The organism is Haloleucobacter albus (assembly GCF_052492075.1).
Window position 1 is genome coordinate 274287 of sequence record NZ_JBQWAS010000028.1, and the last position, 22774, is coordinate 297060.

Below are 22774 nucleotides of genomic sequence, written 5' to 3' on the forward strand. Positions count from 1 at the left end.
ACGGCTTGCTTCAGAGATGACGGATTTGCAGGCTTCCCGCCACCCCATAATGATATTTAAAACATCATAAAACATGCTTGATGTTTGAATATATAGGATGTAGCCTTAATAAAAAGAGGCAACGTCATGATTACAGCCGCCCAGCTTCGCGCCGCACGGGCGCTTCTTGGTCTGGATCAGCGCGGCCTTGCCGCCCTTTCCGGCCTTTCCGTACCCACCATCCAGCGGATGGAGGCCAGCGATGGCGTCATTCGCGGCAATGTGGATTCGCTGATGAAGCTCACCGGCGCGCTGGATGCTGCCGGTATCATCCTGATTGGCGAAGGCATGGTGAGTGACACGGGCGGGCGGGGCGTACGCCTGAAAACGCAGATGCCAGCCCCCCCAACACCCACCCTCCTCACGGAAGGGAAGGGGCAGGACTGATGGCCTCCACCCTCCCCCTTTCGCGGCTCTGGTCAGATCATGCGCCCAATCTGCTGGCGCCGGATATGCTCTCCGTAGCCAGCACCCCGGCATCTTCCGGCATGGGGGCGCTGCTGGCGCTCGTGGCCATCGCCCTGCTGTTCGCAGCGGGAATTGCGGTGGTGGGTTTTGCGCGTCATGCTCTGGCCCGGCCTTTTGTCTATGGCGTGTCCTTCATCGCATGCGCATTGGGGCTGATGGCCGGTCTTGAGGGCCTGCTTGGCCCGTCTTCCGCCCTGCATCTTCCACTGGGCCTGCCCGGAATGGGGGCCTCTGTGCGGGTGGATGCGCTCTCCGGCTTTTTTCTGTTCGTCATCAATCTGGGCGGAGTGGCCGCGAGCCTTTATGGCATGGGCTATGGCCGGCATGAGGATGCCCCCGCGCGCGTTCTGCCCTTCTTCCCGGTATTTCTCGGCGGCATGAATCTGGTGCTGCTGGCAGGCGATGCCTACAGCTTTCTTCTGGCCTGGGAACTGATGTCCCTCACCTCTTGGGCACTCGTCATCTCGCAGGATAAATCGGCGGAGAATATCCGCGCCGGGCTGGTCTATCTCATCATGGCCACCTTCGGCACGCTCACCCTCATGATGGCTTTCGGCCTGCTGGCGGGTGCCGCTGGCAGCTACAGCTTCGAGGCCATGCGCCATGCCGATGCCGGGATGTTGGTGAGCGGCGCGGTGTTGTTTCTGGCGCTGATCGGGGCGGGCTCGAAGGCCGGCCTCATTCCGCTGCATGTGTGGCTGCCAATGGCCCACCCGGCCGCGCCCAGCCATGTCTCCGCCCTTATGAGCGGGGTGATGACGAAAGTCGCCATCTACGGCTTCATCCGCATCGTGTTCGATCTGGCCGGCGATCCGGCATGGTGGTGGAGTATTCCGGTGCTGGCGGCCGGAGGCATTTCGGCCGCGCTCGGCATTCTCTACGCCATGATGCAGGCGGATATGAAGCGCGTGCTGGCCTACAGCACCATCGAAAATATCGGCATCATCTTCACCGGCCTCGGGCTGGCGCTGGCGTTCGAGGCGGCGCAACTGCCCGCCGCTGCGGCCCTCGCCCTCACGGCCGCCCTGCTGCATGTGCTGAACCATGCGGTATTCAAGAACCTGCTGTTCTTCGGGGCGGGGGCGGTGCTCGTCGCCACCGGCACGAAGGATCTGGAAAAGCTGGGCGGGCTCATTCACCGCATGCCCGTCACCGCCTTCGTGATGCTGGTGGGCGCGGCTGCCATTTCCGCCCTGCCTCCGCTGAACGGCTTCGTTTCCGAATGGCTGACCTTCCAGGCCATTCTGCTGAGCCCGGAACTGCCCTCATGGGGCCTGAAACTGCTGGTGCCCGCCACCGGAGCCATGCTGGCGCTGGCGGCGGCGCTGGCGCTGGCCTGCTTTGTGCGGCTCTATGGCATCGCCTTTCTCGGCCGCCCCCGCAGTGATGTGGCACGTGAGGCGCAGGAAGTGGATGGCTGGTCGAAGACAGCCATGGGCGGGCTGGCCCTGCTGTGCCTTCTCATCGGCATCTGGCCCGGCCCGGTGATGGATGCGCTTCAGGCTGCCGTCGGCCCCCTGTCCGGCGCGCAGATGCCGGTTCAGAGTTCTGTTTCCTGGCTCTCCATCATTCCGGTGGCGGAAAGCCGCAGCTCCTATAATGGCCTGTTGCTCTTCCTGTTCATCGCCTTTTCAGCGCTGGTGGCGGCATGGCTCATTCATCGTCTGGCCTCCCGTGCGCTGCGCCGCGCGCCGGCGTGGGATTGCGGTTTTCCCAATGCCGACCCGGCGACCCAATATACGGCGGCGAGTTTCGCCCAGCCCTTGCGCCGGGTGTTCGGCGTCACCCTGTTTGCCGGGCGCGAACGGGTGGAGATGCCTCCACCCGGCGACAACCGCCCCGCCCGCATCACGCTGGATGAGCAGGACCCGGCCTGGGTCTATTTGTTCACCCCGCTTGTGGCCGGCCTCAACTGGCTGACGGAGAAGAGCAACCGCCTGCCCTATCTCACCATTCGCCAGTATCTGGGCATTGTGTTCCTTGTACTGGTGCTTCTGCTGGGGGTGCTGGCGCTATGGCCCTGATCGAAGCCCTTCTCATTCAGGGCAGCCAGATGCTTCTGGTGCTGGCTCTGGCTCCGCTGCTCACCGGCGTGGTGCGCAAAATGAAGGCCCGCCTCATGCGCCGGCAGGGGGCATCCATCTTCCAGCCCTATCGGGATCTGGCCCGCCTCATGCGCAAGGAGGCCGTGGTGGCCGAAGGCGCATCCTGGCTGTTTCGCGCCGCGCCCTATCTCATCTTCGCCACCACATGGGTGGCGGCGGCGCTGGTACCCACCTTCGCCACCGGGCTGGTGTTTTCCTGGTCTGCCGATCTCATCGCCATTGCCTCCATTCTGGCAGCGGGACGTTTTTTCCTCACTCTGGCCGGCATGGATATCGGCACCAGCTTTGGCGGGCTCGGCTCCAGCCGCGAGGTGATGATCTCCTCCCTGGCAGAACCGGCGATGATCATGATCGTTTTTGCACTGGCGCTGGTGGCCGGCTCCACCCAGCTTTCCACCATGGCGGGCGTGATGCTGGAAGGCGTGGGGCTACGCATCACCCTCGCTCTGGCATTAATCGCGCTGATGATTGTGGCGCTGGCGGAGAACGCCCGCATCCCGGTCGACAATCCCACCACGCATCTGGAACTCACCATGGTGCATGAAGCCATGGTGCTGGAATATTCCGGCCGCCATCTGGCGCTGATCGAGCTTTCCGCCCAGCTGAAGCTTCTGCTCTATATCTCTCTCATCGCCTGCCTGTTCCTGCCCTGGGGGCTGGCGCCGGTGGGGGCCGGCCTTGTGGCGGCGCTGGTGGGCGTGGGCAGCTATCTGGCGAAGCTTGCCCTGGGAGCCGGGCTTCTGGCGACCTTTGAAACCGCCATCGCCAAGATGCGGGTGTTCCGCGTGCCGGATTTCCTGGGGGCGGCCCTCATGCTGGGGTTGCTGGGCACCCTTTTGCTGTTCGTGTCGCGGGGGATGTGAGATGACGCCTCTCGGTTTCGGCCAGCTTGATTTCGATATCGCCCATCTGCTCGCCGGCGGCATGGTGCTCATCAGCTTCCTGATGCTGTATCAGGGCCGCATTCATGCGCTCATCAGCGTATTCGCCCTACAGGCGGTGGCGCTGGCGCTTTCCGTGGCCTGGCAGGCGCATATCCAGATGTCCGGCCATCTCTACATCACCGCCGGGGTGACCTTCTTCTTCAAGGTGCTGGTCATCCCCTATGCGCTGCATCACATGGTGCAGCGGCTAGGCATTCACCGGCAGGTGGAAACCTCTCTGGCCACCGGGGCCATCATGCTGGTAGGCATCGGCCTTGTGGCGCTGTCTCTGGTGGTGATGCTGCCGGTCACCGTCACTTCCAACCCGCTGGCGCGCGAGGATCTCGCCTTCGCCCTCTCGGTGGTGATGCTCGGCCTGCTGATGATGGTGACGCGCCGCAATGCCGTGGGGCAGATTGTCGGCTTCATGTCGATGGAGAACGGCCTCATTCTGGCGGCCGCCGGCGCATCCGGCATGCCGCTGGTGGTGGAAATTGCGGTCGCCTTCTCGGTGCTGATCGCGCTCATCGTCATTGGCGTGTTCCTGTTCCGCATCCGCGAGAGCTTCGACACGGTGGATGTGGACATGCTGGACCAGTATCGCGGAGGGCGGAAATGAACGTCGCACTCTCCGGCCTCACCCCTCTCATCAGCCCCCTTGTGGATACCCTGCCCGGCGGCGGCATGTTCTGGCTGCTGGTTCTTCCCGCCATCTCCGCGCTGGTGCTGGTGCTGGTGACACACTGGCGGCTGGCGGCCGGGCTGAACATACTCTCCAGCCTGCTCACCTTTCTGGCCGCCATCAGCCTGCTGGTGGTACGACCGGAAACCGGGCCCTATCTGTTGGCGGATGATCTCAACATCCTCTTCCTGCTGGTGAATGGCTTTGTCGCCTTCACCACCGCCATTTACAGCGCCACCTATGTCGGCAATGAAGTGCGGCTGGGCCGGCTGACGACCAAGCGCCTGCGCATCTATCATGCCCTGTTTCAGGTGCTTTTGTTCGCCATGAACCTGGCCTTCATCTCCAACAATCTGGGGGTGATGTGGGTGGCGATCGAACTGGCGACACTGGCCACCGTGTTCACGGTGGGGCTCTATCGCACGCCGGAAGCCATTGAGGCCGCCTGGAAATATTTCATGCTCGGCTCGGTGGGCATTGCGCTGGCGCTGTTCGGCATCATTCTGGTCTATATGGCGGCCCAGCCGGTGGTGGGCGAAGGGCAGGATGGCATGGTGTGGAGCGTGCTGATGCAGCGCGTTTCCGCCTTCGACCCCGCCTTGCTCAATCTGGCCTTTGTCTTCCTGCTGCTGGGCTATGGCACCAAGATGGGCCTCTCGCCCCTTAATGCCTGGCTGCCGGACGCCCATGCGGAAGGTCCGACACCGATTTCCGCCGTGCTCTCCGGCCTGCTGCTGAATGTGGCGCTCTACGCCATTTTGCGTTTCAAGATGCTGCTGGATGCGCACCATGGCACGCTCGACCCCGGCCCGCTGCTGATTGTGATGGGGCTGTTCTCGCTGCTGCTGGCGGGGGTGATGCTGTATCGCCGGCGCGATATCAAACGGCTGTTCGGCTATTCCTCCATCGAGCATATGGGTATCATGGCCTTCGCCTTCGGGGTGGGCGGGCCGCTCGCGGGGTTTGCCGGCCTGTTGCACATGATGATGCATGCGCTCACCAAATCCGCCATCTTCTTCGCCGTGGGCCACGCCACCCAGTTGCGCGGCACGCAGACGCTGAAGGATATTCGAGGCCTCACCACCACCCATCCGGTACTGGGCTGGGGGCTGGTGGCCGGCGTTCTGGCCATTGCCGGCATGCCTCCGGCCGGCGTGTTCATGAGCGAGTTCCTGCTCGTCACCTCCACCTTCGCCGCGCCGCTGCCTGTGCTTCTGCTCGGCCTGCCGCTGGTGCTGGGGGTGCTCATCGCCTTTGGCGCATTGCTGGTGAAGCTGTGCGCGATGGCCTTCGGCCCGCCGGATGACGCCGCCGCGATACGAACCGGCGCGGCGCATCTGGTGAAACTCTCATGGCTGCCCATGCTGCTGCATCTGGGGCTGGTGTGGCTGGCCGGCTTCTGGCTGCCGGCTCCGCTGGTGAACTGGCTACAGCACATTGCTGCGATGCTGGGATAATCTCAGGCATGGCCCTGCCATCCTGTCTCTCTGGCGGGCGCAGACGGCCATTTCTGATCTGACATTCAGGGCGTTGCCTGCAACGCCATTCCGGATCAAGGCCGGACGTTTCAAGGAGGCACGCAGATGCAGAGCCTTGCCGATCTGATGGCCCAGGGAAAACCGGCTTCAGAAAGCCCGGATGCCGGCTCGGGCCCGGCCATCTGGCCCCGCGTGGTGGTACAGCCCGGCATCTGGTCTGCCACGGCCGCCCATCTGGCGCAGGATCGCTTCACCCTTGTCTCCCTGTGGGGGGATGAAGGCGCGGTCCATATGGCGCTGTATGATGAAGACGCGCAAGCCACTGGCATTTTCACCTGCCTGTGCCCGGAGGGGCACTTCCCCTCTGTCGGGCAGGTGCATGCGCCCGCCATCCGGCTGGAACGCAGCGTGCGGGACCTGTTCGGCCTGATCCCGCAAAATGCACCCGATACACGGCGCTGGCTCGATCATGGCCGCTGGGGTGTGCGTGCCCCCATGAGTGCGGCCATGAGCGCGGCCGAGCCCGGCCCGGAGGGTGGTGAGCCCTATGCTTTTCTCACCGCCGAAGGGGCGCATCTGCATCAGATTCCTGTTGGCCCGGTCCATGCTGGCATTATCGAGCCCGGCCATTTCCGCTTCCACGCCCATGGCGAAACCGTGGTGCGGCTGGAAGAGCGGCTGGGCTATGTGCATAAGGGCCTTGAGGCGCGCATGAAGGGCTGCCTGCCGCAAGAGGCTGCCTATCTGGCCGGGCGCCTTTCCGGCGACAGCACGGTTGCGGCCAGCCTCGCCTTTTGCCGCGCGGTGGAAACCGCCTGCGCCGCCAAAGTGCCGGAGCGCGCAGTGTGGCTGCGCGCCCTGATGGCCGAGATGGAGCGCCTCGCCCATCATATCGGCGATGTCGGGGCTATCTGTAACGATGCCGCCTTTGCCCTGATGCTGGCCCATTGCGGTGCCTTGCGTGAACGGGTGCTGCGCGCCGCAGCGCAGGCATTTGGCCATCGGCTGATGATGGATTGCGTTGTGCCCGGCGGAGTGCGCACCGATCTTTCGCCGGAGGCCGTTCAGGCCCTGCGCCATCTGGTGGAGGATGTGCGCAAGACATTCCCGGCCCTTGTGGCGCTTTATGAGAACACCACCACCTTGCAGGATCGCACGGTGACCACGGGCCATCTGCGCCCTGTTCTGGCCCGCAGCTTCGGGGCTGGCGGTTATGTGGGCCGCGCCTCGGGTCGCGCCTTCGATGCCCGGCGCGCCCTGCCCTACCCGCCTTATGACCAGCTCTCCTTCGATGTGCCGGTGCTGGAGGCCGGGGATGTGGACGCCCGCATCCGCATCCGCATCGCCGAGGTGGATGAAAGTCTCGCCCTCGTCACCCACCTGCTGGATCTTCTGCCACAAGGGCCGGTGGCGACGGATCTGCCGGAGATGGCAGATGTGGAGGGCGCGGCGCTGGTGGAAGGCTTCCGGGGGGATATTTTCTGCCATGTGCGGCTGGATGGAGAAGGGCGCATGGCCCGTGTCCATCTGCGCGATCCCTCATGGTTCCAGTGGCCTCTGCTGGAGGCGGCCATTGAGGGCAATATCGTGGCGGATTTTCCGCTCTGCAACAAATCCTTCAACTGCTCCTATTCCGGGGTGGACCTGTAGGAGAGGGTCATGAGCAAACTGCTGTTGCAGGGGCTGTTGCCCCCTCTTACCGAAGCCGCGCCGGATGATGCCGCGCTGAATGCCCTGGGCGAACAGGTGCGTGGGGCGGTGCGCAAAAAGCTGGGAGGCAGCCTCTCCATCCGTCAGGTGGATGCCGGCTCCTGCAATGCCTGCGAGCTGGAAATCCACGCCCTGAGCAATGCCTATTATGACATCGGGCGCTTCGGCATTCATTTTGTCGCCTCGCCCCGTCATGCCGATATGCTGCTGGTGACCGGCCCGGTCACGAAAAACATGGCCGAGGCGCTGAAGCGCACATGGGAGGCCACCCCCAATCCCAAATGGGTGGTGGCGGCCGGTGATTGCGCCTGCACCGGCGGGCTCTTTGGCGGCACTTATGCCTGCCTGAATGGGGTGGCTGATGTGGTGCCTGTGGATTTGCGCATTCCCGGCTGCCCCCCCACGCCGACAGCCCTTCTCACCGGCCTTCTGGCTTTGCTGACGCGCTGACGGTTTGACGCGCTGACTGGCGACAAACCGCAATCGCCAGAAAAACACGCATCAAAAACCCGCCCGGCAAAGCGTGCGGGCGGGTTTAAAAGCGTGAGAACAGCGCCTGTTAGGGCTCAGTCCTTCTGTTCCAGCTTATCCTGCGTGCGCAGTTCGAAATCGCTGGCGTCATGGCGTTCGCGCAGCTGGCCTTCCAGCGGGCCGGAAGCGCGGTTGACCATACGCCCGCGCACCACGGCCGGGCGCGCGGCGATCTCATCCGCCCAGCGGATCACATGGGTATATTCCTGCACCTGCAAGAATTCGGCAGCCTCATACAGCCAGCCCTTCACCAGCCCGCCATACCAGGGGAAGGCGGCAATATCGGCGATGGAATACGCATCACCCGCCAGATAGCGCGCCTCGCCCAGCCGGCGGTTCAGCACATCCAGCAGGCGCTTGGCTTCCATGGTGAAGCGATTGATTGGATATTCGAATTTCTCAGGCGCATAGGCGTAGAAATGGCCGAACCCGCCCCCCACATAGGGGGCGCTGCCCATCTGCCAGAACAGCCAGGAGAGCGCCTCAGCCCGCGCCGCGCCCTGCGGCATCAGCGCGCCGAACTTCTCGGCCAGATACAGCAAAATCGCGCCGGATTCGAACACCCGCACCGGCTCTGGCCCGGAACGATCCATCAGCGCAGGAATCTTGGAATTGGGGTTCACTTCCACAAAGCCGGAGCTGAACTGGTCTCCCTTACCGATATTGATGAACCAGGCATCATATTCCGCCCCCGCATGGCCCAGCGCCAGCAGCTCTTCCAGCATGATGCTCACCTTCTGGCCGTTGGGCGTGGCGAGAGAATAGAGCTGGAGCGGATGATGACCGACAGGCAGTGCCTGCTCATGGGTGGGGCCGGCAATGGGGCGGTTGATGCTGGCGAACTTGCCGCCGCTCGGCTGTTCCCAGGTCCAGACCTTCGGCGGCACATATGTGGAGCTCATGCTTCCACCCTCCCTGATGCTGCTGTGCGAAATGGGGGCGGCGCACCGGGGCAGCGCACCGCTTGCCTATCTCTCCCGGCCAGAGGGGTGTGTCGTCAAGCCGCCTGAGGCATATTTCAGCCCACGACCCGCCGGCGCGCCAGGCGTCCGGCCAGACGACGGGGCAGATGAAGGCGCAGACGTCCGGGTGAGCCGCCCGAGGCCCCGCCCAGCGTCAGCAGGCCCGAGCCGACAATCAGCACAATGCCCAGCAGCATCGGCAGATCCACCACATCACAAAACAGGAAGCGGCCCAGCACCAGCCCCCACAGCATCTGGCTGTACTGGATGGGGGCGATGGCCGCCGCCGGTGCGTGAAAGGCGGCATACATCAGCAGCACATTGGCGAAGGCCGCGAACAGCCCATAGAGCGCCAGCAACACCCATTCCTCACCCACCGGCATGCGGAACCCCGGCAGCATGGCCAGCCCGCACAGCACGATGGCCCCCACAATGCCGGCTCCGAACAGAGAAACCTGCTTCTCCCCCTTCGGCGCGGCGCGGAAGGTGATGATGGCGATGGCCCCACCCAACCCGGCCATGAGCGCACCGAAATGGCCGATGGACAATTCGCGAAAGCCCGGCCGCAGCACGATAAGCACCCCGATGAAGCCCAGCAGCACCGCAGACCAGCGCTTCAGCCCCACCGCCTCCTTCAGGAACAGCACCGACATGAGAGTGACGAAGGCCGGTTGCAGGAAGATCAGCGCGAAGGCTTCCGCCATCGTCAGATGGGTAAAAGCGGTGACACTGCCCATGACGCCAAGCGGATAGGCAATGAAACGGATGAACCACATGCGCCGGTCCTGCGTGCGGAAAATATCGCTCAGCCGGTCCTGGGAACGCATGAGGAAAGGCAGCGCGGCCAAGCTGAAGACCGCACCGAAAAAGGCAGATTCATAAGGCGGAATGCGCCCCTCTATCATCTTCACGCTGGCATCGCTGAAGGCGAAAATGGCAAAAGCCGAAAAGGCCAGCACAATGCCCAGCACAACCCGGCTGGCCGGGGCCACAGGCGCGGCTTCAGGCAGGGAAACATCCAAAAGGGCGGCATCCAGCGGAGCAACATTCACAGGAGCAATATCCGCGTGGGTCGGTTCGGAAGAGAAGGACATGACCGTTCACTCGCGCCGGACCCGTTCCATCCGGCAGGCACGCTTCATCAGGGCAACCGGAACCGAGCGGCCTGTTCCGGCATTTCACGCGCAGCACGGCTTTCCGGGCAGAAAGCCAGCCAGAACGCACGGCACCGGGGCCGATGCGCCCGCGCCGGAAATGCGCTGTGCGAAACTGAAAAGGCTCTTGGCCCTCAGCCCGTGCAGCACCAACAAATTGTGAGGAGGTGGCCCTTCATCAGGGCCGATCTTGAAAGCCGGACAACTCTGGCCGCCCGGTTCATGTCTTCGTCAGCCGAAACCCATCAGGGCCCGCCTGAAGCGCCAGGCTCTCAGGCCCGATCACGCCCGCCAGATAGGGCCGAGAATGCGTGCCGTCAACAGCTGAAAACGCAGCCTGTTCCAAGACCCGGCAAGCATGCGGTCACGTACGCCCTTGCCCAAGGCAGCCCCGGCAGGCGGATGGTGCTGAAGTTCCTCAATTTCAGGATTTTGCAGTCCATTCCGGCCTGTGCATGCAGCATATCTGTCATGTCGCAGCAGATGGACGATCTGCGCCTGGGTCTGCGATCAAACGCCTGGAACAAGCCAGCATCGCGGGGCTTCCGCGCAGATGTCATGACGAACCCCATCCTGATAAAAAAGCGCCGTGCCCTCGGGTTCGGGGAGGAAGGGCACGGCGCAGATATGGCGCCTCTCCCGGCGGCTTTCACCAGCCTGGTGTGCGCCTGAAACCAGGGATCAGATCAGGGCGTCAACAGGCCGGCAAAACGGCCGGAAAAAGCCCGCCTGCATGAAACTGTGTGCACATGATGCGCACACCGGAACAAGAAATCCGCGCATCGCAAGGAACTGACAGCCGAAGTTGCAGCTCCGGCAATACGCTTCGCCCTGCCCGCAAACCATCGGGCCAGAGCAGAAAGAAGAGGTGCAGGAACAGCGCCGCGTGAGGGCACAAAAGACGCCGGCGCCCTTCCTGCACCCACGCGCATCACTGCGCGAAATCGAGCACCACGCGGCCTTCGATCTTGCCCGCGCGCATGCGGTCAAACACGTCGTTGATATTCTCCAGCCTGTCGGCATGCACGGTGGCGTGCACCTTGCCCTGAGCGGCGAAATCTAGCGACTCTTGCAGATCCAGCCGGGTGCCGACGATGGAGCCCCGCACGGTGACGCCATTCAGCACCATGCCGAAAATGTTGAGCGGGAAATCCCCCGGCGGCAAGCCATTCAACGAAACCGTACCGCCCCGGCGCACCATGCCCAGAGCCTGCTCGAACGCCTTGGACGACACCGCCGTGACCAGCGCGCCATGCGCCCCGCCAATCTCCTTCTTCAGAAAGGCGGCCGGATCGGTCTTGCGGGCGTTCACCGTCACGGTTGCACCCAGGCGTTCCGCCAGCGCCAGCTTGTCGTCATCGACATCCACGGCGGCAACATTGCGCCCCATGGCCTTGGCATATTGCACCGCCATATGGCCCAGCCCGCCAATGCCGGAAATCACCACCCAGTCGCCCGGCTTGGTATCCGTCACCTTCAGGCCCTTATAGACGGTCACGCCCGCACACAGGATGGGGGCGACCTCCACGAAGTTCACGCCATCAGGCAGATGGCCGACATAATCGGCATTGGCGAGGGCATATTCGGCAAAGCCGCCATTCACCGAATAGCCGGTATTCTGCTGGGATTCACACAGGGTCTCCCAACCGCCCAGACAATGCTCGCAATGGCCGCAGGCCGAATAGAGCCACGGCACGCCCACCCGGTCGCCTTCCTTCACATGGGTCACGCCAGCGCCCACGGCCACCACATGGCCCACGCCCTCATGGCCGGGGATGAAAGGCGGGTTGGGTTTGACCGGCCAATCGCCCTCAGCGGCGTGCAGATCGGTATGGCACACGCCACAGGCTTCGATCTTTACCAGAATATCGCCGGCCGCGGGGCGCGGCACCGGCACTTCCTCGATGGTCAGCGGCTTGCCGAATGCGCGCACCACGGCTGCCTTCATTGTCTTTTCCATCATGTCCTCCCTGTCGTCGAGATCCCGGCGCAGGCCGGGAGGGGTGGCGGGGCAGATGAACCGCCCCGCCAGAGTGATGAAGAATGCGGGCAGATCAGAAGAAGCCGAGCGCCTTCGGGCTGTAGCTCACCAGAAGGTTCTTGGTCTGCTGATAGTGCTCCAGCATCATCTTGTGGTTCTCGCGGCCAATGCCGGATTGCTTGTAGCCACCAAAGGCCGCATGAGCAGGATAAGCGTGGTAGCAATTGGTCCACACCCGCCCGGCCTGAATGTTGCGGCCCATGTGGTAGGCGCGCGCGCCATCGCGCGTCCACACGCCGGCACCGAGGCCGAACAGCGTGTCATTGGCGATCTCCAGCGCCTCTTCCTCATCCCTGAAGGTGGTGACAGAGACCACCGGGCCGAAGATCTCCTCCTGGAAGACACGCATGGAATTGTGACCACGCAGAATGGTGGGCTTCACATAGAAGCCTTCGGCCAGATCGCCGCCCAGCATGTTGCGCTCGCCGCCAGTGAGCACCTGCGCGCCTTCTTCACGGCCAATATCGAAATAGCCGAGAATCTTGTTCATCTGCTCCTGGGAGGCCTGCGCGCCCACCTGGGTGGCCGGGTCCAGCGGCGAGCCCTGCTTGATGGATTCCACCCGGCGGATGGCCTTTTCCATGAAGCGCTCATAGACATCTTCCTGAACCAGCGCGCGGCTGGGGCAGGTGCACACCTCGCCCTGATTGAAGGCGAACATGACAAAGCCCTCGATCGCCTTGTCAAAATAATCGTCATCCGCCGCCGCCACATCATTGAAGAAGATGTTGGGGGATTTGCCGCCCAGCTCCAGCGTCACCGGAATGAGGTTCTGGCTGGCATAGTTCATGATGAGGCGGCCGGTGCCGGTTTCGCCGGTGAAGGCGATCTTGGCGATGCGCTTGGAGGAAGCCAGCGGCTTGCCGGCCTCAACTCCAAACCCGTTGACGATATTCAGCACGCCGGGGGGCAGAATGTCGCCAATCAGCTCCGCCCACACCAGAATGGAGGCCGGGGTCTGCTCGGCCGGCTTCAGCACCACACAATTGCCGGCGGCCAGCGCCGGGGCCAGCTTCCACGCCGCCATCAGCAGGGGGAAGTTCCACGGAATGATCTGCCCCACCACGCCCAGCGGCTCATGAAAATGATAGGCGATGGTATCCGGGTCAATCTCGCTCAGCGCGCCTTCCTGCGCACGGATGCAGGCGGCAAAATAGCGGAAATGGTCTATGGCGAGCGGCACGTCTGCGGCGGTCGTCTCGCGAATGGGCTTGCCATTGTCCCAGGTCTCGGCTTGCGCCAGAAGAGCCAGATTGTCTTCCATCCGGTCGGCGATACGGTTCAGCAGCAGGGCCCGTTCAGAAGCAGGCATACGGCCCCAGCTTTCGCGCGCGGCATGGGCGGCGTCCAGCGCCTTCTCAATATCCTTCTCGTCGGAACGGGCGACTTCACACACCACCTTGCCGTTCACCGGAGAGCTGTTTTCAAAATAGCGCCCCTCCACCGGCTCCACAAAAGCGCCGCCGATGAAATTGCCATAGCGCGCCTTGAAGGGGGCCTGGGCCGGGATGTTCTGGAATGCTGGCTTGTTCATGATTTCCTCCCACATGCATTCACCTTCCCAACGCAGCAGCCGTGCCAGTTTTCCCTGTGCATGGCACAAATCGTTGCCGCGCTGCGGCAAGTCTCTGCCCTGCTATGCTTTTGACGAACATTGGAAAAGATGTGATTTGGCCCGGCTGGACGCCGCCTGCGGGGCCATGCAACACTGCACTCAACAAGATGCATAAAGCCGCGACAGGTGTCGCAACTTGCGACAGCACCTGTCGCAGGGGGAGAGAAACAAGCCGGGAGCGCCGATGCCGTCCGCTTTCACGTCATCATCCGGTTCCACTCATCGGGGGCCAGCAGCGGAAAACTCAGCAACAGGCCAGATGCCGGGGCAAATGACAGCCCGCGCCCTGCAAAATGCCCGCCACCGCTTCTTTTCCGGGGCGGGGCTCTCCGAGGACATGGTGCCGGCCTCCATCCTGCGCTCATGGACACGTTGCGCCGGACAGGGCCTGTCTTCCGCCAGCCATGGGGAAGGCCCGGTGACAGCCCATGAGCTGCGCCAGTTGCGGGAGCAGCATGAGGCTCTGCGCCGCCGCTGCCGGCCGGAGCTGGAAGCCCTGCATGCCGGCGCGCGAAGCGCCGGCTCCATCGTCATTCTTTCCTCGCCCACGGGGCTGCTTCTGGACACTGTCGGCAGCCCTGATTTCGCGGACAAGGCCGCCCGCGTAACCTTGCAGCCGGGCGCGGACTGGAGCGAGACGGCGCGCGGCACCAATGCCGTGGGCACGGCTCTGATGGAACGGCGAGCCGTGGAAGTGCATGGAGCCCAGCATTATGCCGAGCCCCACGGTATATTGAGCTGTGCGGCCGCCCCCATACTGGACCCGCGCGGCGAGCTGGTGGGCCTTCTGGATCTGTCCGGCCCCTCCAGCACCCACCAGTTGCACGCGCTGGCTCTGGTGCAGCTTGCGGCGGCGCAGGTGGAACACCGCATGTTCGAAACCGCCTTCGCCGGCCATGATGTGGTGCGCTTCCACACCGACCCCCACTTTCTGGGCACGCCCCATGAAGGCATTCTGGTATTTCAGGATCATCGTCTGGTCGCGGCCAACCGCCCCGGCCTGGCCCTGATAGGGCTGGACTGGACGGCGCTGGACAGGCAGCGCTTTTCGGATCTGTTCGATGGCCCGCTGGGGCGACCCACCCGCAACGGAGAAGACCGCCGGGTGCGCAGCCTTTCCGGTGATATTCTTCATCTTCAGGTGGAGCAGCGACCGGAGGCATCCCCGGAGAAAGCCCTCACCCGCAAAACGTCACCTCTTGCGAGAGGCGCGACAGCCCCCAACCGCACGGAGACCGGGCGCACCCCGGTGCATCAGCATGCGCTCGCCCGAAGGCACGACGATGCGCACCCCTCCGGCCCTTCCACGGGGCCTGCCACACCACGGCCCTGTTTTGATGCCCGCACCACGCAGGCACTGGGCCGGGCGGTGCGGCTGCTGAATGCGCATGTGCCGGTTCTGGTGCAGGGCGAAACCGGCACCGGAAAGGAAGTCTTCGCCCGGCAGATGCACAGCCTCTGCACCCGCGCGGAGGCTCCCTTTGCTGCGGTGAACTGCGCCGCCCTGCCGGAAAGCCTGATTGAATCCGAACTGTTCGGCTATGAGGAAGGCGCCTTTACCGGCGCCCGCCGCGCCGGCTTCCGGGGCCTGCTGCGCGAGGCAGATGGCGGCGTTCTGTTTCTGGATGAAATCGGCGATATGCCCCTGAGCCTGCAAACCCGCCTTCTGCGCGTATTGCAGGAACGCGAAGTGATACCGCTCGGCGGTGGACGGGCGGTGCCGGTGGATTTCCAGCTCATTTGCGCCTCGCATCGTGATCTGCGGGCTCGGGTGGAAAGCGGAGACTTCCGGGCCGATCTCTATTTCCGCATCGCGCAATATATGGTGGAGTTGCCAGCCCTGCGGGTGCTGGAAGACCGCCACGCCTTGGTAGCGCGCTTCTGGAAGGATATGGCGGGTGCAGAACCTCAGGCTCCGCACCTTTCCCCCGCCTGTCACGACCTGCTGGCCAGCTATGAATGGCCGGGCAATTTCCGCCAGTTCGTGGGCACATTGCAGGTGCTTCTGGCCTTGGCCGAGCCCGGAGAAATGCTGGATGTGGACGCCCTGCCCCCGGATGTGAGACAGGGCTTCTTTCCGCGCCCATCACCGGCTGAAAGACACGAGCCACCCACAGCCCTCACCACCGCACCGACACCACCGCAGGCGAACGGACCGGGCGGCGTGGTAAGGGACAACGTGGCAAGGGACAACGTGGCAAGGGACAACGCGGCAACGGACAACGCCCCCGCCACCCATCTGGGCGCGATCACACGGGCCGCCATTCAGGCCGCCCTTGAGGCGCATGATGGCAACATCTCCCGTGCAGCGCGGCATCTCGGTATTCATCGCAGCACCCTGCACCGCCATCTGGCAGGAAAGAACAGCGTGAAAAAGAGCCCCGCCGGCGCAGCCTGAAGCCCCCATCTTCCGCAGCGCGCATCTTGGCCCTCCCCGAAAAAGCCCCTACCTTTCCGCAGGGGCAGGGTACCTGTTCCGGCCACAGCGACAGGCAGGCGGGGCATGGAATATTACGGCATGGTGCTGATCAAGTTCCTGATCGGCTTCGTCATTATCATCACCCATATGAATATTTCCGGGAAGACCCAGCTCTCCCAGATGACGCCGGTAGATTTCATCGGCAACTTCGTGCTCGGCGGCATTATTGGCGGGGTGATCTACAGCGACGCCATCCCCATGGGGCAATATATTCTCGTTCTTCTGATGGGCGTCTTCCTGATTACGGCGCTGAATTTCATCAGCAAGCATGTCTTCGCCTTCCGGGCAGTGACCATTGGCGAGCCGATTCCCATCATCAAGAAGGGCAGGTTCCTGATGGATAATATCCTGCGCCAGCAGAACAGGATCGACATTCTCAATGTCGCCTCCCAGATGCACCTTCAAGGCATCAATTCATTTCAGGAGATCTATTTCGCGCAGATCGAGCCCAATGGCCAACTCACCGCCGTGGCCGGACGTACCAAGATGCCTTCCGTCATCGTGGTGAAGGATGGCCACATCATCTCCTCCAACCTCGAAGACATCGACAAGAATGAAGACTGGGTTCTGGGACAGATCCACCAGAAGAACATCCATCAGGATGACATCTTCATTGGTGAATTCTGGGATGGCGAGATCCGTTTCGTGATGAAGAACGGCGATATTCTCTCCTGAAAACAGAAACGGGGCGACATGATCGTCGCCCCGCCCGCTCTGTGCCTCATCTCATTACAGTGGTGCGGTGGCTTGCTCCAGCCATGCACGCTCATCTGCATCCACATACGGCCACACCGCCTCGCGCACCTGCTGGTGATAGGCGTCCACCGCCCCCCGCTCTGCCGGCCCCAGCAGAGACAGGTCAATCAGGCGGCGGTCATAAGGGGCGAGCGTGAGGGTCTCGAAGCCAAGGCAGGGCTGCTCGGCCCCCTGCACCTCAAGCGGCGTTACCAGCACAAGATTTTCGATTCGAATGCCATAAGCACCGGTGCGATAATATCCCGGTTCATTGGAGAGGATCATGCCCGCCGCCAGCGGCACATGGCCCATCGGCGAAATACGCGCCGGGCCTTCATGCACCGAAAGGCCGGCCCCCACGCCATGGCCGGTGCCATGGGCGTAATCCAGCCCGCGGGTCCACAGATATTGCCGCGCCAGCGGGTCCAGCTGCGCCCCGGTGATGCCGCGCGGGAAGACCGCCGCCGTGAGCGCCAGATGGCCCTTCAGCACCAGCGTATAATGCGCGCGCATCTCCTCGGAAGGCGTGCCCACCGCGAAGGTGCGGGTCACATCCGTCGTGCCATCGGGATACTGCCCGCCGGAATCCAGCAGGAACAGTTCATGGGGGTGCACCGTGCGATTGGTCGCCTTCGTGACACGATAATGCACGACGGCCCCGTTCTCACCCGCCCCGGCGATGGTGGGGAAGGACACATCAGTGAGGCACCCACTGTCGCGCCGGAAGGTTTCCAGCGCCTCCACCACGTCAATCTCGGTCAGGCGCCCCTCCGGCGCCTCATGATCAAACCAGGCCATGAACCGCACCAGCGCCACGCCATCGCGCAAATGACTGGCCCGCATACCGGCGATTTCCGAAGGGTTTTTCACCGCCTTCAGACGGGTGATGAGATCCTCGCCCTTGTCCACCGTGCCGCCGGCGCATGAAATGCAATCTGCCAGACAGACCGGGGCCGTGGCCTGATCCACCCGCATTTTCCGGCCTTTCGCGAAGGCGGAAAGATGTTCGCGCAGCGCCTCTTCGGGCAGAATGTCCGCGAAAACCTCAAGCACGGCGCGCACATCGTGCGGCAGCTTGGCCGGGCTGAGAAACAGCTGGACCCGGCCTTCCAGCGGCACGATGCACCAAGCCAGAGGCAGCGGCGTATGGGCCACATCGCCCCCCCGTAAATTGAACAGCCATGCCGTGCAATGCGGATCGCTCAACAGCAGGCCATCCAGCCCGGCGCTCTTCATCTCCCCACGCACCCGCCGCAGCTTGGAGACGGTCTCCTCCCCGGCCAGCGCCGGTTCCAGCAGGCGCACGGGCGCGCATGGGGCCTCCGGGCGGTCACTCCAGATTTCATCCATCGGATCATCCGGGGCGGCGATGAACAGACCGCCGGCACGCTCTGTCGCACGCGCCAGACGCACCCGGCCATCCAGCGTGGTGCGCCAGGCATCAAAGCCCAGCCGCGTGCCCTTGGGCAAATGCGCCTCCAGCCATGCCTCGGGGCGCAATTCGGCCAGCGGCACTACGGTGAAGGCCTGCGTATCCACCTGCGCGGGCGCTTGCAGCGTATAGCGCCCATCCACAAACAAGGCGGCCTTGTCCTTCAACACGATCAGCAAGCCAGCCGATCCGGTGAAGCCGGTAAGCCAGGCCAGGCGCTCCTCTCCCGGCGACACATATTCATTCTGGTGCGCATCCGCGCGGGGCACCACATAACCATCCAGCCCGCGCGCCGCGAGGGCATTGCGCAAGGCCGCCAGACGGGCGGGGCCCGCCGCACCATCTGCAAGATCTTCGAAGCTCTGGAACACCGCCCTGAAGGGACGGGAGGAATGCACGGTCATGACTCACGGCTCTGAAAACACATCATGTTTCGAGCATAGAGCATTTTGTGCGCGGCTGGGCCTGTTCCCGGAGCCGGGCGACATTTTCTCTCATCCGGCTTCACACCAGCCCGTTTGCGCAAGAAAAAGCCCGCCGGAAAGGCGGGCTTCCAAAAGGGTGTGAGGCCGGCAAAAAAGCAGCATCAGCTATGGGCGAAAATATCCTGCTCGGCCCATCCGGACAGATCCAGCGCAGCGCGGGCCGGCAGAAAGGCGAAGCAGGCCGCCGCCAGCCCGGCGCGCCCTTCACGGGCCAGCATCTCTTCCAGCCGGGCCTTGAGCGCATGCAGATGCAGCACATCAGAGGCCGCATAGGCCAGCTGGGCATCGGTCAGCTTGTCCGCACCCCAATCCGAGCTTTGCTGCTGCTTGGAGACATCCACGCCCACCAGCTCGCGCAGCGCATCCTTCAGGCCATGACGATCCGTATAGGTGCGCGCCAGACGCGAGGCGATCTTGGTGCACCACACCGGCTGCGGCATCACCTTGAAGGTGTGCTGCAACACGGCAATATCGAACCGGCCAAAATGAAACAGCTTCACCACATTGGGATCGCTCAGCAGCTTCACCAGATTGGGCGCGCTCTGGGCGCTCGCCCCCTGCGGAATCTGCACCAGATCCGCCGAGCCATCACCATTGGAAAGCTGCACCAGGCACAGCCGGTCGCGGAAGGGGTTGAGGCCCATGGTCTCCGTATCAATGGCGACGACAGGGGCGGCGACGAAATCATCAGGCAGGTCGCCCTGATGCAGGCGAATGGTCATGAGCGCGTGTCTTTATTCAGCAAATGGGATCAGACGCAGCAGCCCGCACGCCAGCAGACATCTGCAACTGCCGGGGCCACATGCAACGCCCTGTCCTGTACGAAACACCGGGGTGCATGTACAGGCTTGTGTGTTTCAAGCATTCTGGCAACACATTGAAGTCGCGCCATACTCTATGTCGCATTTGCCTTGTACGACAGGGCGCTATGGTCACCAGTGCCACAATGTCCGGCCATGGAAAGAGCCGGAACCGGGAAGCGAGAGACATATATGAGACATTTCCTCATCCGTGCGGGCCTGTTGGCGCTTGCGGTGATTCTGTGGGGGAGCGTGAACAGCCCCGCCCATGCCCAGCGCGTGCCCCCCGGCAGCTATCTTCAAACCTGCCGCGATGTTCAGATGCGCGGATGGAACAATCTGGAAGCACGGTGCGAAACGGCACGCCCCGGCCAGTTCCGCTTCTCCCAGCTGAATGATGTGGATCGCTGCCGCAGCGATATTGCCAACCGCAATGGCCAACTCTGGTGCGAGCGCGGTGGCCGCCCCGGTCCCGGTCCCGGTCCGCATCCCGGCCCCAGACCTGACCCGCGTCCGGGCACCGGCAATGGCCCTCAGGGCTCCTACCGGCAGACTTGCGGACAGATCAACCAGAACAGAAACATTCTGCGCGCCACCTGCCGCGACCAGCGCGGACGCTGGGTGGACAGCCGGCTGGACATGAGGAACTGCGCCCCCCGCAGCGACATTGCCAACCGCAATGGCCAACTCTGGTGTGAGCGTGGCGGGCGTCCCGGACCTGGCCCCGGCCCGCATCCCGGCCCCGGCCCCGGCCCGCGTCCGGGCACCGGAAATGGCCCTCAGGGCTCCTACCGGCAGAGCTGCGGACAGATCAATCAGGTTGGCAATATTCTGCGCGCTACCTGCCGCGACCAGCGTGGCCGTTGGGTAGACAGCCGGCTGGACATACTGGCCTGCGCCCCCCGCAGCGACATTTCCAATCGCAATGGCCAGCTTTTCTGCCCGCCCATTCCGCCCCCGCCCGGCCCCTATCGGCAGACCTGCCGCAACATTCGGGTGGCCGGCGCATGGCTGGCTGCGGAATGCCAGAACATGAACGGCCGCTGGCGTGAGGCGCGGCTGAATCTCGCCACCTGCCATCCGCCCCTCACCATCGTGAATTTCAACGGCACTCTTGTGTGTCGCTGAATGGAAAAGGGGGCGCCCTGCGCTCCCTTTTTTCTTGGTGAGGAAGCTCGCAAGAAAACGGCCGGAGGCTGAAGCCACCGGCCGTTTCCGTTTCTCAATGTGGGCCAACGCACTGGCCCCGGCGACGCCTCAGCGCTTCAGGCTGCGCACATCACGCACGGCACCACGCGCGGCAGAAGTGGTGAGGGCTGCATAAGCCTGCAACGCCTGCGAGACCACGCGCTTGCGGTTTTCCGGTTTCCAGGCCGCATCGCCCTTCGCTTCCATGGCGACGCGGCGCTGCTCCAGCACCTCATCGCTCACCGCCACGTCGATCTTGCGGTTGGGAATATCAATTTCAATGATATCGCCCTCTTCCACCAGACCAATGGCACCGCCTTCCGCCGCTTCCGGCGAGACATGGCCGATGGACAGGCCCGAAGAGCCACCCGAGAAGCGGCCATCCGTCACCAGCGCGCACGCCTTTCCAAGTCCCTTGGACTTCAGATAGGAGGTCGGATACAGCATTTCCTGCATGCCGGGGCCGCCGCGCGGGCCTTCATAACGGATCAGCACCACATCACCGGCCTTGATCTTGCCGGTGGAGAGAATGGCTTCCACCGCCGCATCCTGGCTTTCAAAAATGCGCGCCGGCCCCTTGAAGACGAGGATGCTCTCATCCACGCCCGCCGTCTTCACGATGCAGCCATCCTTCGCAATATTGCCGAACAGCACCGCAAGGCCGCCATCCTTGGAATAGGCGTGCTCCAAATCGCGTACCACGCCCTTCTGGCGGTCGAGATCCAGATCGTCCCAGCGACTGGCCTGGCTGAAAGCCACCTGCGTGGGCACGCCACCCGGCGCGGCGCGGTAGAAGCTGGTGACGACATCCGAGCCGGTGCGCTTCACATCCCAGTGGTTCAGCGCGTCCTTCAGGGTCGCGGCATGCACGGTCGGCAGATCGGTATGGATCAGGCCGGCGCGATCCAGCTCGCCCAGAATGGCCATGATACCGCCAGCGCGATGCACGTCTTCCATATGGATATTGGCCACGGCGGGTGCGACCTTGCACAGCACCGGCACCTGACGGGAGAGGCGGTCGATATCGGCCATGGTGAAGGGCACCTCGCCCTCATTGGCCGCCGCCAGCAGATGCAGCACCGTATTGGTGGAGCCGCCCATGGAGATATCCAGCGTCATGGCGTTCTCGAACGCCTTGAAGGTGGCGATGGAGCGCGGCAGCACGCTGGCGTCATCCTGCTCATAATAGCGACGGGCCAGATCCACGATGAGATGGCCGGCTTCCACGAACAGGCGCTTGCGGTCGGCATGGGTGGCCAGCGTGGAACCATTGCCCGGCAGTGAAAGCCCCAGCGCCTCGGTAAGACAGTTCATGGAATTGGCCGTGAACATGCCCGAGCAGGAGCCACAGGTGGGGCACGCGGAGCGCTCCATCACCTTCACGTCCTCATCGCTCACCTTGTCATCGGCGGCGGCGATCATGGCGTCGATCAGATCGACCTTCTTCGCTCCGGTGGAGAGCAGCACCTTGCCCGCCTCCATCGGCCCACCGGAGACGAACACGGCCGGAATGTTGAGGCGCATGGCGGCCATCAGCATGCCGGGGGTGATCTTGTCACAATTGGAGATGCACACCATCGCATCGGCGCAATGGGCGTTGACCATATATTCCACACTGTCGGCGATGATCTCACGCGAAGGCAGCGAATAGAGCATGCCGTCATGACCCATTGCGATGCCGTCATCCACCGCAATGGTGTTGAATTCCTTCGCCACACCGCCGGCCTGCTCGATCTCGCGCGCGACAAGCTGGCCCAGATCCTTCAGATGCACATGGCCCGGCACAAACTGGGTGAAGCTGTTGACCACGGCAATGATCGGCTTGCCGAAATCTCCATCCTTCATGCCTGTGGCGCGCCACAGGCCGCGGGCGCCGGCCATGTTGCGGCCGTGGGTGGAGGTGCGGGAACGATACTGGGGCATGGCGTTTCTTCAGCCTTGTATTGA

The 22774-nt window shown here is 63.4% G+C and carries 18 protein-coding genes; 11 read left to right on the forward strand and 7 right to left on the reverse strand.

The genetic code is table 11. The features are described from left to right. The first annotated feature begins 126 nt into the window (after positions 1 to 126). The 7 genes from ACT6QH_RS11210 (at position 127) to ACT6QH_RS11240 (ending at position 7855) form a co-directional block, all read left to right on the forward strand. Positions 127 to 426 carry a helix-turn-helix domain-containing protein gene (locus tag ACT6QH_RS11210; protein WP_444974914.1) on the forward strand — a complete coding sequence of 100 codons (300 nt, stop codon included), beginning with the start codon at positions 127 to 129 and terminating at the stop codon, positions 424 to 426. Positions 427 to 527: 101 nt separating this feature from the next. Further along, entirely contained in the window at positions 528 to 2531 is a 2004-nt protein-coding gene (gene hyfB / locus ACT6QH_RS11215; RefSeq protein WP_444975146.1) for a hydrogenase 4 subunit B, read from the forward strand. After that, positions 2522 to 3475 (forward strand): respiratory chain complex I subunit 1 family protein, encoded by a 954-nt coding sequence (locus ACT6QH_RS11220; RefSeq protein WP_444974915.1) that lies wholly within the window; start codon positions 2522 to 2524, stop codon positions 3473 to 3475. Before hyfB ends, ACT6QH_RS11220 begins: the two co-directional genes overlap by 10 nt. A 1-nt stretch (position 3476) precedes the next feature. Then, entirely contained in the window at positions 3477 to 4154 is a 678-nt protein-coding gene (locus ACT6QH_RS11225; protein ID WP_444974916.1) for a hydrogenase-4 component E, read from the forward strand. A 65-nt stretch (positions 4155 to 4219) separates the two neighbouring features. Further along, positions 4220 to 5674 carry a hydrogenase 4 subunit F gene (locus ACT6QH_RS11230; protein ID WP_444975147.1) on the forward strand — a complete coding sequence of 485 codons (1455 nt, stop codon included), beginning with the start codon at positions 4220 to 4222 and terminating at the stop codon, positions 5672 to 5674. A gap of 126 nt (positions 5675 to 5800) precedes the next feature. Continuing rightward, positions 5801 to 7345 (forward strand): hydrogenase large subunit, encoded by a 1545-nt coding sequence (locus tag ACT6QH_RS11235; protein WP_444974917.1) that lies wholly within the window; start codon positions 5801 to 5803, stop codon positions 7343 to 7345. Between the two features lie 9 nt (positions 7346 to 7354). After that, entirely contained in the window at positions 7355 to 7855 is a 501-nt protein-coding gene (locus ACT6QH_RS11240) for an NADH-quinone oxidoreductase subunit B family protein (RefSeq protein ID WP_444974918.1), read from the forward strand. Between the two features lie 116 nt (positions 7856 to 7971). Here the strand turns inward: ACT6QH_RS11240 and yghU are convergent, their stop codons facing one another. After that, positions 7972 to 8838 (reverse strand): glutathione-dependent disulfide-bond oxidoreductase, encoded by an 867-nt coding sequence (gene yghU, locus ACT6QH_RS11245; protein ID WP_444974919.1) that lies wholly within the window; start codon positions 8836 to 8838, stop codon positions 7972 to 7974. 116 nt (positions 8839 to 8954) lie between these two features. Then, positions 8955 to 9992, reverse strand: coding sequence for a DMT family transporter (locus ACT6QH_RS11250; protein WP_444974920.1), 1038 nt, complete (start codon positions 9990 to 9992; stop codon positions 8955 to 8957). On the opposite strand from ACT6QH_RS11250, the gene ACT6QH_RS11255 reads away from it, so the two are divergent. After that, positions 9991 to 10215, forward strand: a complete 225-nt coding sequence (locus ACT6QH_RS11255; RefSeq protein WP_444974921.1) for a hypothetical protein — start codon at positions 9991 to 9993, stop codon at positions 10213 to 10215. The genes ACT6QH_RS11250 and ACT6QH_RS11255 overlap by 2 nt on opposite strands. Before the next feature lie 768 nt (positions 10216 to 10983). On the opposite strand, the gene adhP is transcribed toward ACT6QH_RS11255, so the two are convergent. Both adhP and adh read right to left on the reverse strand, forming a co-directional pair. Then, on the reverse strand, positions 10984 to 12012 hold the full coding sequence (gene adhP, locus ACT6QH_RS11260; protein WP_444975148.1) for an alcohol dehydrogenase AdhP: 1029 nt from the start codon (positions 12010 to 12012) through the stop codon (positions 10984 to 10986). Between the two features lie 94 nt (positions 12013 to 12106). Further along, the gene (gene adh, locus ACT6QH_RS11265; RefSeq protein WP_444974922.1) at positions 12107 to 13627 is read right to left on the reverse strand and encodes an aldehyde dehydrogenase; all 1521 of its coding nucleotides are present in this window, start codon (positions 13625 to 13627) and stop codon (positions 12107 to 12109) included. Between the two features lie 352 nt (positions 13628 to 13979). Between adh and ACT6QH_RS11270 the strand changes: the two genes are divergently transcribed. Both ACT6QH_RS11270 and ACT6QH_RS11275 read left to right on the forward strand, forming a co-directional pair. Further along, positions 13980 to 16106 (forward strand): sigma-54-dependent Fis family transcriptional regulator, encoded by a 2127-nt coding sequence (locus tag ACT6QH_RS11270; protein WP_444974923.1) that lies wholly within the window; start codon positions 13980 to 13982, stop codon positions 16104 to 16106. Positions 16107 to 16226: 120 nt separating this feature from the next. After that, positions 16227 to 16862: a DUF421 domain-containing protein gene (locus tag ACT6QH_RS11275; RefSeq protein ID WP_444974924.1), complete on the forward strand. Its 636-nt coding sequence runs from the start codon at positions 16227 to 16229 to the stop codon at positions 16860 to 16862. A 54-nt stretch (positions 16863 to 16916) separates the two neighbouring features. Here the strand turns inward: ACT6QH_RS11275 and ACT6QH_RS11280 are convergent, their stop codons facing one another. Together ACT6QH_RS11280 and ACT6QH_RS11285 are read right to left on the reverse strand one after the other, a co-directional pair. Then, positions 16917 to 18758, reverse strand: coding sequence for an aminopeptidase P family protein (locus ACT6QH_RS11280; protein WP_444974925.1), 1842 nt, complete (start codon positions 18756 to 18758; stop codon positions 16917 to 16919). 182 nt (positions 18759 to 18940) lie between these two features. Beyond that, complete coding sequence (locus ACT6QH_RS11285; RefSeq protein WP_444974926.1) at positions 18941 to 19561, reverse strand: ribonuclease D; 621 nt, start codon at positions 19559 to 19561, stop codon at positions 18941 to 18943. A gap of 270 nt (positions 19562 to 19831) precedes the next feature. Here ACT6QH_RS11285 and ACT6QH_RS11290 point away from each other — a divergent pair, with 270 nt between their 5' ends. Beyond that, positions 19832 to 20767, forward strand: a complete 936-nt coding sequence (locus tag ACT6QH_RS11290; protein ID WP_444974927.1) for a CVNH domain-containing protein — start codon at positions 19832 to 19834, stop codon at positions 20765 to 20767. Positions 20768 to 20896: 129 nt separating this feature from the next. Here ACT6QH_RS11290 and ilvD read toward each other — a convergent pair whose 3' ends face one another. Beyond that, positions 20897 to 22750: a dihydroxy-acid dehydratase gene (gene ilvD, locus ACT6QH_RS11295; RefSeq protein ID WP_444974928.1), complete on the reverse strand. Its 1854-nt coding sequence runs from the start codon at positions 22748 to 22750 to the stop codon at positions 20897 to 20899. Positions 22751 to 22774: the final 24 nt, after the last annotated feature.

What these genes read in the sequence shown, in the direction of transcription:
- ACT6QH_RS11210 (WP_444974914.1), top strand. Translation starts at nt 127, where the DNA reads ATGATTACAGCCGCCCAGCTTCGCGCCGCACGGGCGCTTCTTGGTCTG.
- hyfB (WP_444975146.1), top strand. Translation starts at nt 528, where the DNA reads ATGGGGGCGCTGCTGGCGCTCGTGGCCATCGCCCTGCTGTTCGCAGCG.
- ACT6QH_RS11220 (WP_444974915.1), top strand. Translation starts at nt 2,522, where the DNA reads ATGGCCCTGATCGAAGCCCTTCTCATTCAGGGCAGCCAGATGCTTCTG.
- ACT6QH_RS11225 (WP_444974916.1), top strand. Translation starts at nt 3,477, where the DNA reads ATGACGCCTCTCGGTTTCGGCCAGCTTGATTTCGATATCGCCCATCTG.
- ACT6QH_RS11230 (WP_444975147.1), top strand. Translation starts at nt 4,220, where the DNA reads ATGTTCTGGCTGCTGGTTCTTCCCGCCATCTCCGCGCTGGTGCTGGTG.
- ACT6QH_RS11235 (WP_444974917.1), top strand. Translation starts at nt 5,801, where the DNA reads ATGCAGAGCCTTGCCGATCTGATGGCCCAGGGAAAACCGGCTTCAGAA.
- ACT6QH_RS11240 (WP_444974918.1), top strand. Translation starts at nt 7,355, where the DNA reads ATGAGCAAACTGCTGTTGCAGGGGCTGTTGCCCCCTCTTACCGAAGCC.
- yghU (WP_444974919.1), bottom strand. Translation starts at nt 8,838, where the DNA reads ATGAGCTCCACATATGTGCCGCCGAAGGTCTGGACCTGGGAACAGCCG.
- ACT6QH_RS11255 (WP_444974921.1), top strand. Translation starts at nt 9,991, where the DNA reads ATGACCGTTCACTCGCGCCGGACCCGTTCCATCCGGCAGGCACGCTTC.
- ACT6QH_RS11250 (WP_444974920.1), bottom strand. Translation starts at nt 9,992, where the DNA reads ATGTCCTTCTCTTCCGAACCGACCCACGCGGATATTGCTCCTGTGAAT.
- adhP (WP_444975148.1), bottom strand. Translation starts at nt 12,012, where the DNA reads ATGGAAAAGACAATGAAGGCAGCCGTGGTGCGCGCATTCGGCAAGCCG.
- adh (WP_444974922.1), bottom strand. Translation starts at nt 13,627, where the DNA reads ATGAACAAGCCAGCATTCCAGAACATCCCGGCCCAGGCCCCCTTCAAG.
- ACT6QH_RS11270 (WP_444974923.1), top strand. Translation starts at nt 13,980, where the DNA reads ATGACAGCCCGCGCCCTGCAAAATGCCCGCCACCGCTTCTTTTCCGGG.
- ACT6QH_RS11275 (WP_444974924.1), top strand. Translation starts at nt 16,227, where the DNA reads ATGGTGCTGATCAAGTTCCTGATCGGCTTCGTCATTATCATCACCCAT.
- ACT6QH_RS11280 (WP_444974925.1), bottom strand. Translation starts at nt 18,758, where the DNA reads ATGACCGTGCATTCCTCCCGTCCCTTCAGGGCGGTGTTCCAGAGCTTC.
- ACT6QH_RS11285 (WP_444974926.1), bottom strand. Translation starts at nt 19,561, where the DNA reads ATGACCATTCGCCTGCATCAGGGCGACCTGCCTGATGATTTCGTCGCC.
- ACT6QH_RS11290 (WP_444974927.1), top strand. Translation starts at nt 19,832, where the DNA reads ATGAGACATTTCCTCATCCGTGCGGGCCTGTTGGCGCTTGCGGTGATT.
- ilvD (WP_444974928.1), bottom strand. Translation starts at nt 22,750, where the DNA reads ATGCCCCAGTATCGTTCCCGCACCTCCACCCACGGCCGCAACATGGCC.